At 71.8% G+C, this 12,041-nt stretch carries 13 protein-coding genes; 3 read left to right on the forward strand and 10 right to left on the reverse strand.

Annotated elements, in window-relative coordinates; all coding sequences use genetic code 11:
• Positions 1-48: 48 nt before the first annotated feature.
• The 5 genes from G3I65_RS17605 to G3I65_RS17625 all read right to left on the reverse strand — a co-directional run bounded on the left by G3I65_RS17605 (position 49) and on the right by G3I65_RS17625 (position 5,872).
• Positions 49-1,032, reverse strand: coding sequence for a bifunctional riboflavin kinase/FAD synthetase (locus tag G3I65_RS17605; RefSeq protein ID WP_309235522.1), 984 nt, complete (start codon positions 1,030-1,032; stop codon positions 49-51).
• A gap of 29 nt (positions 1,033-1,061) precedes the next feature.
• Positions 1,062-1,967: a tRNA pseudouridine(55) synthase TruB gene (truB, locus tag G3I65_RS17610; protein ID WP_160697067.1), complete on the reverse strand. Its 906-nt coding sequence runs from the start codon at positions 1,965-1,967 to the stop codon at positions 1,062-1,064.
• Positions 1,968-2,011: 44 nt separating this feature from the next.
• The gene (locus G3I65_RS17615; RefSeq protein WP_160697068.1) at positions 2,012-3,337 is read right to left on the reverse strand and encodes a nitrate/nitrite transporter; all 1,326 of its coding nucleotides are present in this window, start codon (positions 3,335-3,337) and stop codon (positions 2,012-2,014) included.
• A 141-nt stretch (positions 3,338-3,478) separates the two neighbouring features.
• On the reverse strand, positions 3,479-4,798 hold the full coding sequence (locus G3I65_RS17620; RefSeq protein ID WP_160697079.1) for an MATE family efflux transporter: 1,320 nt from the start codon (positions 4,796-4,798) through the stop codon (positions 3,479-3,481).
• An 84-nt stretch (positions 4,799-4,882) separates the two neighbouring features.
• Positions 4,883-5,872: a bifunctional oligoribonuclease/PAP phosphatase NrnA gene (locus G3I65_RS17625; RefSeq protein ID WP_160697069.1), complete on the reverse strand. Its 990-nt coding sequence runs from the start codon at positions 5,870-5,872 to the stop codon at positions 4,883-4,885.
• A gap of 25 nt (positions 5,873-5,897) precedes the next feature.
• On the opposite strand from G3I65_RS17625, the gene G3I65_RS17630 reads away from it, so the two are divergent.
• Positions 5,898-6,929, forward strand: a complete 1,032-nt coding sequence (locus G3I65_RS17630; RefSeq protein WP_203612413.1) for a TRM11 family methyltransferase — start codon at positions 5,898-5,900, stop codon at positions 6,927-6,929.
• A 13-nt stretch (positions 6,930-6,942) separates the two neighbouring features.
• On the opposite strand, the gene G3I65_RS17635 is transcribed toward G3I65_RS17630, so the two are convergent.
• The gene (locus tag G3I65_RS17635; RefSeq protein ID WP_160697070.1) at positions 6,943-7,206 is read right to left on the reverse strand and encodes a hypothetical protein; all 264 of its coding nucleotides are present in this window, start codon (positions 7,204-7,206) and stop codon (positions 6,943-6,945) included.
• Between the two features lie 67 nt (positions 7,207-7,273).
• Between G3I65_RS17635 and G3I65_RS17640 the strand changes: the two genes are divergently transcribed.
• Together G3I65_RS17640 and G3I65_RS17645 are read left to right on the forward strand one after the other, a co-directional pair.
• A complete protein-coding gene (locus G3I65_RS17640) occupies positions 7,274-7,816 on the forward strand; it encodes a TetR/AcrR family transcriptional regulator (protein ID WP_160697071.1) in 543 nt (180 codons plus the stop codon).
• The gene (locus tag G3I65_RS17645) at positions 7,813-8,436 is read left to right on the forward strand and encodes a class I SAM-dependent methyltransferase (protein ID WP_160697072.1); all 624 of its coding nucleotides are present in this window, start codon (positions 7,813-7,815) and stop codon (positions 8,434-8,436) included. Before G3I65_RS17640 ends, G3I65_RS17645 begins: the two co-directional genes overlap by 4 nt.
• Here the strand turns inward: G3I65_RS17645 and G3I65_RS17650 are convergent.
• From G3I65_RS17650 to infB, 4 genes are all read right to left on the reverse strand, one after another.
• Positions 8,428-9,246, reverse strand: coding sequence for an alpha/beta hydrolase family protein (locus G3I65_RS17650; RefSeq protein ID WP_160697073.1), 819 nt, complete (start codon positions 9,244-9,246; stop codon positions 8,428-8,430). The genes G3I65_RS17645 and G3I65_RS17650 overlap by 9 nt on opposite strands.
• A 3-nt stretch (positions 9,247-9,249) precedes the next feature.
• The gene (rbfA, locus tag G3I65_RS17655) at positions 9,250-9,735 is read right to left on the reverse strand and encodes a 30S ribosome-binding factor RbfA (RefSeq protein WP_125314586.1); all 486 of its coding nucleotides are present in this window, start codon (positions 9,733-9,735) and stop codon (positions 9,250-9,252) included.
• A 20-nt stretch (positions 9,736-9,755) separates the two neighbouring features.
• On the reverse strand, positions 9,756-10,049 hold the full coding sequence (locus G3I65_RS17660; protein WP_003083991.1) for a DUF503 domain-containing protein: 294 nt from the start codon (positions 10,047-10,049) through the stop codon (positions 9,756-9,758).
• 70 nt (positions 10,050-10,119) lie between these two features.
• Positions 10,120-12,041, reverse strand: a 1,922-nt coding sequence (gene infB, locus G3I65_RS17665; RefSeq protein WP_160697074.1) for a translation initiation factor IF-2, incomplete at its 5' end; no start/stop codon positions are given.

The following is a 12,041-nucleotide window of genomic DNA, read 5'->3' on the forward strand; positions in this document are numbered from 1 at the left end:
TCCGTGAGCATCTTGCCATCGCCGCCACGTGCGTGAACGCGAAATCCCCTATTCGCCCCCGGTCGGGGCGCCCGGGGGCAGCTCCAGTGCCTTTCTCGTCTCGATCACGTCGTCGTCGATCTGCGTGACGAGCCCGGCCGAGTCGGCGAAGCGCACCTGGTCGCGCAGCCGCGTCACGAAGTCGATCGCCACGTGCTGGCCGTAGAAGTCCTCGTCGACGTCGAGGACGAACGCCTCGACGGTCCGCTCGCGCCCGGAGAACGTCGGGTTCGTGCCCACCGAAACCGCGGCGCGCAGCGGGCGCGACGGGTCCGCCGAGCGGGTGAACCAGGCGCTGTACACGCCGTCGGCCGGGACGGCGGCGAAGCGCGGCGTCGACAGGTTCGCCGTCGGGTAGCCGAGCTCGTGGCCGCGGCCGTCGCCGCGCACGACGATGCCCTCCAGGCGGTGCGGGCGGCCGAGGGCCTCCGCCGCCGCGACGACGTCACCCGCGTCGATGCACGACCGGACGTACGTGCTGGAGAAGGTGATCGCCGATTGGTCCTCTTCGGACAGTTCCTTGCCCTGCAGTTCCGCGCCGTAGGCGGCGAACCCGAACCGGCGGCCGAGGGTGCGCAGCATCGCGACGTCGCCGGCGGCCTTGGCGCCGAAGGTGAAGTTGTCGCCGACGATCACCGCGGCCGCGTGCAGGCGGTCGACGAGCACCTCGTGCACGAACTCCTCCGGCGCGAGCCGGGACAGCTCCAAGGTGAACGGCAGCACGCAGAAGACGTCGACGCCGAGGCTCTCGACGATTTCCGCCTTGCGCCGCAACGTGGTCAGCTGCGCCGGGTGGCTGCCCGGGCGCAGCACCTCCGAGGGGTGCGGGTCGAACGTCACCATGACGCTCGGCAGCCCCCGTTCGGCCGCCGCCGCCACGGTCCGGCTGATCAGCTCCTGGTGCCCGCGATGCACCCCGTCGAACACGCCGATGGTGACCACGCACCGGCCCCAGCCGCCGGGGAGGTCCCCCAGCCCACGCCACCGCAGCACGTCGCACTCCCGTCTCTGTAAGGCCCACCCTAGGCGGGCAGCAACACCACCACCGCGCGGGACACGCCTTGTTCGTCGGCGGCCAGCGCGAGCACCCGGCCGTCGGGCCCGAAGAGCCCGTAGGTGCCTTCCAGCCCGGCCGCCGGGATGCGCTGCCCGTGCCGGACCGCCTTCGCCGTGGCCGCGTCGAGGTCGCGCCTCGGGAAGGCGGCCGCGACGGCCGCGTCGAGGTCCAGGCTCAGCTCGGGCGACTCCTCGAGCTGGTCGAGGGTGCGCGCCTTGGCCAGCGTGAACGGGCCGACCGTGGTGCGCCGCAACGCCTTCAGGTGCCCGCCGCAGCCGAGGTCCGCGCCGAGGTCGCGGGCCAGCGCGCGGACGTAGGTGCCGGACGAGCACTCGACGACGGCGTCGACCTCGACGTGGTCGTCCTCGTGGCGGATGCCCAGGACGTCGAAGCGGTAGACGGTGACCGGGCGCGCGGGGATGACGACGTCTTCGCCGGCGCGGACGCGGGCGTAGGCGCGCTTGCCGTCGATCTTGACGGCGCTGACCGCGCTCGGGACCTGCTGGATGTCGCCGGTCAGCTTCGCGACGCCTTCGGTGATCTCGTCGTCGGTGACCTTTTCGGTGTCGCCGGTCGTGAGGACTTCGCCCTCGGCGTCGTCGGTCGTGGTGCTGCTGCCGAGGCTGAGGGTGGCCAGGTAGGTCTTGCGGTCCAGCGCCAGGTGGCCGAGCAGCTTGGTGGCGCGCTCGATGCCGAGCACCAGCACGCCGGTCGCCATCGGGTCGAGCGTGCCGGCGTGCCCGACCTTGCGGGTGCCCATGATGCGGCGGGCGCGCGCGACGACGTCGTGCGACGTCATCCCGGCGGGCTTGTCGACGATCAGGAGACCGGGCGGCGGGGCGGGGCGGCGGGGCGGTTTGGGGCTCGACACGCGGCAAACCCTAGCTGCCGCCCCTTGGGGAACGATCAGGCCGCTCAGGCGGCGACGATCGGCGTCTCCGGTAGTGCGGCGTCCCAGCGGCGGCGGGTGATCCGGACCGGCAGCTCTTCGCCGCGGGCTTCGGCGAGGAACAGGTGGGCGCGGGTGCGGCGCCACCACACGAGCATCCGGACCGTGCCGAGCGCGAGGATCGCGACGATCGCCAGCAGCGACAGCCGGAAGCTCCCGCCGGTCCACTGCAGCAGCACGCCGACGAGCAGGGCCGCGATGGTCGTGGCCACGAAGCCGCCGACGTTGACCACGCCGGTCGCCGTGCCCACGCGGGACAGCGGGTTGTAGTCGCGGGCGAGCGCGAACCCGATCATCGACGCCGGGCCGCCGAGGGCGAGGAACGCGAACGCGGGCACCAGCACGGCCACCGGCACCGTGCCGGGCCAGCTCAGCAGCACCGCCCAGATCAGCGCGGCGCCGCCGATGTACCCGCCGACCAGCGGCATCCGCAGCGAGGGGTGCCTGCCGATCACGCCGCCGAGCAGCGGGCCGCCGGCCATCGACCCGAAGACGAACACGGTGAGCAGCGCGCTCGCGGCGGCCTTCGACTGTCCCTGGCCCTGGACCAGCCACGGGACGCCCCACAGCAGCGTCAGGGCGTTGGGGGCGAACATCGTGCTGAAGTGGACCCAGAAGCCCAGGCGCGTCCCCGGCGTCCGCCAGGCTTCGGCGACCTGGTGGGCGAGCTGGCGCGGGCGGACCGGTTCGCGGACGGGCGGCGTTTCGCCGGCCGGGACGTCCCGGACCCGCAGCGCCACGACCAGCGTGTAGAGCACGGTGAGCGCGCCGACGGCGAGGAAGGTGGGCGTCCAGCCGGAGACGTCGAGCAGCAGTGCCAGCGGGACGGTGGCGGCGAGGTTGCCGATGTACCCGACGGCGGCGGTGAACGACGTCAGCAGCGCGTACTGGCGCCCCGGGAAGTGGGCCGCGACCAGGCGCAGCACGCTGACGAAGGTGAGCGCGTCGCCGAGCCCGAGCACGCCGCGGGCGAGCAGGCCGAGGCCGTAGGAGTGGGCGATGCCGAGCAGGAGCTGCCCGGTGCCGAGGATCAGCACGGCGACGATGAGGACGCGGCGGGGACCGTAGCGGTCGACCAGGACACCGGTCGGGATCTGCATGGCGGCGTAGACGCCGACCTGGAGGACGGTGAAGGTGCCGAGCGCGGCCGCGCCGACGCCGAACCGCTCGGCCGCTTGCAGCCCGGCGACGCCGAAGGAGGTGCGGTGGAACACCGCGAGGAGGTAGACGGTGACGGCGGCGAGCCAGATGAGCCAGGACCGGGCCGTGGCGCGGCCGGTGGCGGGCGGCACAAGGACCTCCAGGGGTTCGGCGGTGTTCGGGGCGTGGAACGCCCACGCTGCCGTCCCTACTACTTGTATCGCCTAAGCAACGGCGAAACATAGCCGTTATCCGGGTGGTTTTCGCCACAGGGTCGGGGGCGTCACAGGTGGTCAGGAGGGGCGAACTGCGCCCGTCACCGCCCAGTTCCCCGACCGCCATCGCGCCACCACGAACGCCAACCGGATCACCATGAACAGCGAAAGCCCGGTCCAGATCCCCGTCAGCCCCCACCCGAACCCCAGCGAGGCCCAGATCAGCGGCAGGAAACCCAGCGCCGCGCTCCCGAGCGTCGCGTTGCGGAGGAACGCCGCGTCGCCCGCGCCCAGCAGGACGCCGTCCAGCGCGAACACCACCCCGGCGATCGGCTGCAGGGCCACGAAGAACCACCACGCGTGCGGGATCTCCGCCAGCACGCCCTGGTCGGACGTGAACGCGTGCGGCAGCACCCACGACAGCGCCGCGAACAGGACGCACAGGAAGCACCCCAGCAGCAGGCCGTACCCCGTGATCTGGTTGGCGACCCCGCGCGCCTGCCGCGCCGAGTTCGCGCCCAAAGCCGCGCCGACCAGGGACTGGGCCGCGATCGCCACCGAGTCCAGTACCAGCGCGAGGAACGTCCACAGCTGCAGCACCACCTGGTGCGCGCCCACCGCCTCGGTCGACGTCCGGGCCGCGACGGCCGCCGCCGAGATGAAGCACGCCTGGAACGCCAGGCTGCGCAGGACCAGGTCACGGCCGAGGCCGAGCTGGGCGCGCATCACCTTGAAGTCCGGGCGCAGGCCGGCCTTCTCCTTGACCAGCGCGGCGAAGAACAGCGCCGCCGAGATCACCTGCGCGACGACGTTCGCGATCGCCGAGCCCTCCAGGCCGAGCCCGGCGCCGTAGACGAGCACCGGGCACAGCACGGCCGAAATCCCGTTGCCCGCCAGCACGTACCGCAGCGGTTTCGCGGCGTCCTGGACCCCGCGCATCCAGCCGTTGCCCGCCATGGTGACGAGGATCAGCGGCGCCCCGAACAGCGCGATCCGCAGCCACGACACGGCCGCGGACGCGATCTCGTCGCTGCCCGAGAGCGCGCGGGCGATCGGCCAGGCCAGCAGCTGCCCCACACCGAGCACGAAGAACCCGACGAACAGCGCCAGCCACGTCGCCTGCACGCCTTCGCGCACCGCGTCGGCCCGGCGGCCGGCGCCGTGCAGGCGCGCGGTGCGCGACGTCGTGCCGTAGGACAGGAACGTCAGCTGGCTCGACACCTGCGCCAGCACGACCCCGCCGAGCGCGAGCCCGGCCAGCGACAACGCATCGAGGTGCCCGACCACGGCGGTGTCGACCAGCACGTACAGCGGCTCGGCGGCCAGCACCCCCAGCGCGGGCACGGCCAGGCCCAGCACGCGCTTCGCCGGAACCCGCTCGGTCTCCTCAACGTTCACCACGATCCGGACTCTAACCGGCCCCACCGACAGTTCTGACCGGCGGGAAGCCGGGAACTTTCCGCCGGCGGCAGCCGACGCGCGCTACAGCAGCGGCGCCCGCTCCAGCGCGGCGCGCAGGCCCGCGAGGACCTCCTCGGCGGTGCCCGGGATCGTGCAGCCCGCGGCCTGCCGGTGCCCGCCGCCGCCGAATTCCGCCGCGACGGCCGAGACGTCGATGCCGATGGAGCGCAACGAGATCTGCCACTGCGCCGGGTTCGCGAGGTCCTGCTTGAGCACCGCGGCGACGGCGGCCTCGCGCACCGAGCGGACGACGTCGACGACCGACTCGACCTCCTCGGCGCGCACCGTCCCGGCCGCGTCGACACCGACCACGGCGTGCACGAAACCCTTGCCCCGCGCGGCTTCCGGCTCCAACCGGGCCTCGCTCAGCACCGACGACAGCATCGGCAGCCACGCGAAGGGGCGCTCGTCGACGATCCGCCGCACGACCGCTTCGGCGTCGACGCCGGCCTCGATGAGCCGCGCCGCCATCCGGTGCGTCTCCGGGCTCGCCCGCCGGAAGCCGCTGGTGTCGGTGACGATCCCGGCGTAGATCCCGCGCGCGATCGGCTCGTCCAGGACGGCGCCCAGCTCGTCCAGGAGCCGGAACACCAGGATCGCGCTGGCCTCGGCCGTCTCGTCGACGACGTGGCAGGTGCCGTAGAAGGTGTTGGTGGCGTGGTGGTCGACGACCAGTACGGCGCCGGCGGTCTCGACGCGCCCGGCGAGCCGGCCCAGCCGCTTCGGCGTCGGCGTGTCGACGCAGACCAGCAGCGGCTCGCTGGCGGGCAGGTCGTCCGGGTGGGTGAGCAGCCCGTCTTCGTCGAGCCACCGCAGCGTCTCGGGCGCCTCGTCGGGCTCACCGAAGGAGACGCGCACCTTCGCGCCGCGCTGGAGGAGGGCCCGGCCGAGGGCGAGCGCGCTGCCCAGCGCGTCCGCGTCCGGGCGGATGTGGCCGAGGATCGTCACGTCGGTGGCCGAGGCGAGCAGCGCGGCCGCGTCGCGGATGTCCCGCGCCGGAGTTGGGGTCACGGTGCGTCACGCTACGCTCTGCGGGATGCCTGAGTACGCGATGCTGGTCTACCCGTCGGCCAACCGGGTCTACGCCGCCTCCTCCGCCGCCCTGCTGCGCGCCGAGCTGGCGGTCTTCGGCACGGCCTTGGCGGCCGAGCTGTCCGCGATCGAGGAGACCGAACTCGGCGGCGTGGGGTATGTGCGCTTCACGAGTTCGGCCCCGCTGGAGGCGCACGACCTGGCGATCCTGTCCAACCTGTCGTCGCTGTACGCGCTGTTCGAACTCGGTGACGGCGTCCTGCGCCCGGTGACCGTGACGCCGCTGGCGAAGGCGGACTCGGACCTGCTGACGATCCAGAAGTACGCGGGCAAGACGAACGAGCTGTTCACGAAGCTGCTGGTGAACGTCACGCTGATGGCGACCGCGGACCCGTTCTCCCCGAAGGCGAAGTACCTGCTGGACCCGCTGTGCGGGCGCGGCACGACGCTGAACCAGGCGATGATGTACGGCCTGCACGCCACCGGCCTGGACGTCGACGGCAAGGACTTCGAGGCGTACGAGGCGTTCATCAAGACCTGGCTGCGCAACAAGCGCGTGAAGCACACCGCGGAGTCCGGCCAGCTGCGCCGCAACAAGGTGCGGCTGGGGCGGCGGCTCGACATCGAGTACGCGCTGTCCAAGGAGGAGTACAAGGCCGGCGACACCCGGCGGCTCGTGTACCTGAACGCGGACACGCTGACGACCGACGAGGTGCTGCGGGCGAACTCGTTCGACGTGATCGTGACCGACGCGCCGTACGGCGTGCAGCACGGGAGCCACCGCGAGGCGGGGCTTCAGCGCAGCCCGCGCGACCTGCTGGCGGCGGCGGTGCCGGTGTGGACCCGGGTCCTGCGCCCCGGCGGGGCGCTGGGGATCTCGTGGAACACGACGGTGCTGCCGCGGGAAGAGCTGGTCGCGGTGCTGCGGAAGGCCGGGCTCGACGTGCGGGAGGGCGGCCCGTGGGAGGAGTTCGCGCACCGCGTGGACCAGGCCATCCTGCGCGACCTCGTGGTAGCGGCGAAGCCGGCTTCCTGAGTCGACAAAGCGCTTACGTCCATTCCGCGTGCAGGTCTTCGCACGTGATCATGACGCGCCCGCCCGTGAACTTGATTTCGTGCGAGCAGCCACCGGCGATCGGCAGGATTTCGTCCAGCTGGACGTCGCCGAGCCGGGGACTCGCCGGCCAGACGCGCTCGTTCGGGGACAGCTCGTCCGCCGGCTTCGCCGATCCCGCCTCGCGGAGCGACAGCTGCCCCAGGCGCAGATCCTTGACGCACTTCACGCTGGCGAAGTCGTAGTGATCGGGGTCCACCGCGAACGCCCGCTCACGCTCATCGCCAAGCCGGAACCGGGCGTTACCACCGGCTATACTCCCAGACGTGACCGTCGGCCAACGTCCCCTGCGCGCGGACGCGCGGCGCAACCGCGAGGCCTTGGTCGCCGCGGCCCGGGAGGTCTTCGGGGCCAAGGGCGTCGACGCTCCCCTCGATGAAGTCGCGCGGCGGGCCGAGGTCGCCATCGGGACCCTCTACAACCGGTTCCCCACCCGGGCCGACCTCGTCGAAGCCGTTTTCCTGCCGACGCTCCGGAGCGCCGAGGCCATCACCGAAGAAGCGCTCGCCTTCGAGGACCCCTGGGACGGCTTCGTGCACTTCCTCGAACGCTCGGTCCTCCTGCAGGTCGCCGACCGCGGGTTCACCGACGTGTGCTCGCGGGTGTTCGATCCGGACTCCGCGATCGAGAAAGCCAAGCACGCCAACGCTTCCCGGATGAACCGGATCATCGAACGCGCTCAGGAGGCCGGGCAGCTGCGCGCCGACTTCCGCGGACCCGACCTCGCCGTCGTCTTCGCCGCGGCGACCGCCACGCCGGATTGGCGGCGGGGGCTCGGCATGATCCTCGACGGGCTGCGCGCGCGATGACCTGGCTCGCGGACACCCGCGACTCCTACGACACCGTCGCCGAGAGCTACGCCGAGTTCGTGGCCGACGCCCTCGAAGAGCAGCCGTACCTGAAGGCCGCGCTGACGCTGTTCGCCGCGCAGGTGGACGGGCCGGCGGTGGACGTCGGCTGCGGGCCGGGGCACTTCACGGCGTACCTGGCCTCGCTGGGCGTCGACGCGTCCGGCGTCGACCTCTCCCCGGCGATGGTCGCCCTGGCCCGGCGGGCGCACCCGGAGCTGGCGTTCGAGGTGGGGTCGATGACGGACCTGACGCTGCCCGACGCGTCGGTGGCGGGTGTGCTCGCGTCCTGGTCGCTGATCCACGTCCCCGACGACGACGTCCCGGTGGCGCTGGGCCACTTCCGGCGCGTGCTGCGCCCGGGCGGGCTGCTGGTGATCGGGTACCACGTCGGTGCCGGGACCCGGCTGAAGACCGAGGGCTACGGCGGGCACCCCATGCGCGTCCACATCCACCTCCGGCAGCCGTGGTGGCTGGCGAGGCGGGTGCGCGCGGCAGGGTTCACGGTCGAGGCCGAGTGGTCGCTCAACCCGGAAAACAAGGTGTCGCAAGCGATCCTGTTCGCCCGCGCGTCAGCGTAGCCGCTCGCCGACGAACTTCAGGACGTCCGGCAGGATCCCGCGCCAGTACTCGTCCTTGTGCCCGCCCGGCGAAAACCGCGACACCGCGGGCGAAACCGCCTTGACCAGCTTGCGATCCGCGCCCAGGAACGGGTCCGACTCACCGCACCAGACGCCGAGGGCGGCCGGGCGGAGGTCCGCGGTGTGCAGCAGCGGTTCCTCCGCGCGCCAGTTGTCCTCGCCGGAGAACACCTTGCGGCTGCGGGCGTCGGGCCAGTCCACGAACAAGGCCGCGCTCGCCGTCGCCACCGCCTTCAGGTCGGGGTGGGCGCGGGCGAACCGCAGCGCGCCGAAGCCGCCCATCGAAATGCCGAACACCGCCGACGCCGGGAGCAGGTCACGTCCGGTCAGCCAGGTGGGGAGTTCTTCGGTGAGCATCCGCTGCGGGTCGTCGCCGGAACCGACGTCCACCCAGTAGTTGTCGCCGTCGACGGCCGCGATCGCGAACGGCGGCGTGCCGGCGCGGACCGCCGCCGTCAGGAGGTCCGGGACGCCCAGCGAGAGGAACGTCCGCGCCCGCGCGCCCCGGCCGTGCAGTGCCAGGCATACCGGCAGCCCCGACGCCGGGACTCCGGCCGGGGTGATCAGCACCAGGTCGACGTCGGTACCGCGGGCGACCGACCGCATGCGCTGGACCGTCACCGGGTCACGCAACACGGACGGCCGCGTCGGCGGCGGGACCGCGGGCGGGCCGGGCGGGGGTTCGGACGGCGAGCAGCCCGCCAGCAGCGCGAGTGCGCTGCCGGCGAGCAGGGTGCGGCGGGAGAGCACGGGTCAGCCCCGGCTCTCCTCCTCCGCGAACTCGTCGTCTTCGGCGTCCTCGGTCTCTTCGCGAGGCGCCTTGTACGGGTCGGCGTCGCCGGCGTGCTGGGCGCCGGTCGCACGGCGGGCGACCTCCGCGTCGGCTTCACGAGCCTTGGCGAGGAGGTCTTCGATCCGCTTCGACTCCTCCGGGATCGTGTCGGCGACGAACGTCAGCGTAGGCGTGTAGCGGACCCCGGTGCCCTGCCCGACCTTGGTGCGCAGCACGCCGCGCGCCGATTCGAGCGCGGCGGCCGCGCCCGCGAAGTCCGGCACGGAGTCCAGCTTCTCGCCGAGCACCGTGTAGTAGACGGTCGCGTCGTGCAGGTCGCCGGTGACCTTCGTGTCCGTGATGGTCACGTAGTTCAGCCGCGGGTCCTTGACCTCGTGTTCGATCGCGGACGCGACGATCTGCGAGATCCGCTTGGCGAGCTTGCGAGCCCGAGCAGGATCGGCCATGTCGTTCTCCTAGAAAAGGGCTAGTCGTCTGGACCGAGCAGCCGGCGGCGCGCGGACAGGAGTTCGAACTCCGGCCTGCTCGCCACGTACCGCTCACACGAGTCGAGCACGTCCCGGACGTGCTCGCCACCTTCGGCGACCACGGCCACCCCGATGAGGGTCCGGCGGTGCAGATCGGTGTGACCGGCCTCGGCCACCGATACGGCGAAGCGCTTGCGCACCTCGGCCAGCACCGGACGGACCACGGACCGCTTCTGCTTCAGCGAATGGACGTCGCCGAGCAGGATGTCGAGCTCGAGAGCTCCGACGAACATAGGCAGTTTTGGTGGTGTAGTAGGGAGACACCGGGTGCGCGCCGAAACGCGCACCCGGTGTCACTCGTCCTTACGCGCGGGGCTTCTCGCGCTGCTCGTACGTCTCGATCTGGTCGTCGACCTTGATGTCGCTGTACGAACCGAGCGTCAGACCGCACTCGTAGCCTTCGCGGACCTCGACCACGTCGTCCTTGAACCGCCGCAGCGAGCTGATCGGCAGGTTCTCCGCCACGACGGTGCCGTCGCGGAGCAGGCGGGCCCGGGCGTTGCGCCGGATCTCGCCGGACATGACCAGGCAACCCGCGATCGTGCCGATCTTGGAGGACTTGAAGACCTCGCGGACCTCCGCGCGGCCCAGCTCGACCTCTTCGTACTCCGGCTTGAGCATGCCCTTGAGGGCCTGCTCGATCTCGTCGATCGCCTGGTAGATGACCGTGTAGTACCGGACGTCGACGCCCTCGCGGGTGGCCCGCTCGGTCGCCTTGCCCTGGGCGCGGACGTTGAACCCGAGGACGATCGCGTCGGACGCGGTCGCCAGGTCGATGTCCGACTCGGTCACGCCACCGACACCGCGGTGGACCACGTTCAGCTCGACTTCGTCGCCGACGTCCAGCTGGAGCAGCGAGGCTTCGAGGGCCTCGACCGTACCCGAGTTGTCACCCTTGATGATCAGGTTGAGGCTGTTCGTCTCCTTCAAGGCGGAGTCGAGGTCCTCGAGGCTGACCCGCTTGCGGCGCGACGCGTTGAGCGCGTTGCGCGTACGAGCGGCGCGGCGCTCGGCGATCTGCCGGGCGACGCGGTCCTCGTCGACCACCAGGAAGGTGTCGCCCGCACCCGGCACCGAGGTGAACCCGATGACCTGGACGGGACGCGACGGCAGCGCCTCGGTCACGTCGACGTTGTGCTCGTCGACCATCCGGCGGACGCGGCCGTAGGCGTCACCCGCCACGACCGAGTCGCCGACGCGCAGCGTGCCGCGCTGGACCAGGACGGTCGCCACCGGGCCGCGGCCGCGGTCGAGGTGCGCCTCGATCGCGACACCCTGGGCCTCCATGTCCGGGTTGGCCCGGAGGTCCAGAGCGGCGTCCGCGGTCAGCAGGATCGCCTCGAGCAGGCCGTCGATGTTGATGTTCTGCCGCGCGGAGATCTCGACGAACATCGTGTCGCCGCCGTACTCCTCGGCGACCAGGCCGTACTCGGTCAGCTGCTGCCGGATCTTGTCCGGGTTCGCGCCTTCCTTGTCGATCTTGTTGATCGCGACCACGATCGGGGCCTTGGCGGCCTGCGCGTGGTTGATCGCCTCGACCGTCTGCGGCATCACACCGTCGTCGGCCGCCACCACGATCACCGCGATGTCGGTCGAGTTGGCACCACGGGCACGCATGGCGGTGAACGCCTCGTGACCCGGGGTGTCGATGAAGGTGATCAGGCGCGGGTTGCCCTCGAGCTCGGTCTCGATCTGGTACGCACCGATGTGCTGCGTGATGCCGCCGGCCTCGCTCTCGCGGACCTTCGTCTTCCGGATCGTGTCGAGCAGGCGGGTCTTACCGTGGTCGACGTGACCCATGATGGTCACGACCGGCGGCCGGACCTGCAGGTCCTCTTCGCCACCCGCGTCGTCGCCGTAGGTGATGTCGAAGGTCTCCAGCAGCTCGCGGTCTTCTTCCTCGGGGCTGACGACCTGAACCGTGTAGTTCATTTCGCCGCCGAGCAGCTCGAGGATGTCGTCCGACACGGACTGCGTCGCGGTGACCATCTCGCCGAGGTGGAAGAGCACCTGCACCAGCGAAGCCGGGTTGGCGTCGATCTTCTCGGCGAAGTCGGTCAGCGAAGCACCCCGCGGCAGCCGGATCGTCTCGCCCTGCCCCTTGGGCAGGCGGACGCCGCCGACGCTGGGCGCCTGCATGTTGTCCATGTACTCCTGGCGCTTCTGCCGCTTCGACTTGCGGCCCTTGCGCGAGGGACCACCGGGACGCCCGAAGGCACCCGCCG

The sequence above is a fragment of the Amycolatopsis sp. SID8362 genome (assembly GCF_010550475.1).
GTDB lineage: Bacteria > Actinomycetota > Actinomycetes > Mycobacteriales > Pseudonocardiaceae > Amycolatopsis > Amycolatopsis eburnea.

Bases quoted from the DNA above. Each gene is read 5' to 3' on its own strand.
- G3I65_RS17630 (WP_203612413.1), top strand. From the start codon at position 5,898: ATGCCTGAGTACGCGATGCTGGTCTACCCGTCGGCCAACCGGGTCTAC.
- G3I65_RS17645 (WP_160697072.1), top strand. From the start codon at position 7,813: ATGACCTGGCTCGCGGACACCCGCGACTCCTACGACACCGTCGCCGAG.
- rbfA (WP_125314586.1), bottom strand. From the start codon at position 9,735: ATGGCCGATCCTGCTCGGGCTCGCAAGCTCGCCAAGCGGATCTCGCAG.
- G3I65_RS17660 (WP_003083991.1), bottom strand. From the start codon at position 10,049: ATGTTCGTCGGAGCTCTCGAGCTCGACATCCTGCTCGGCGACGTCCAT.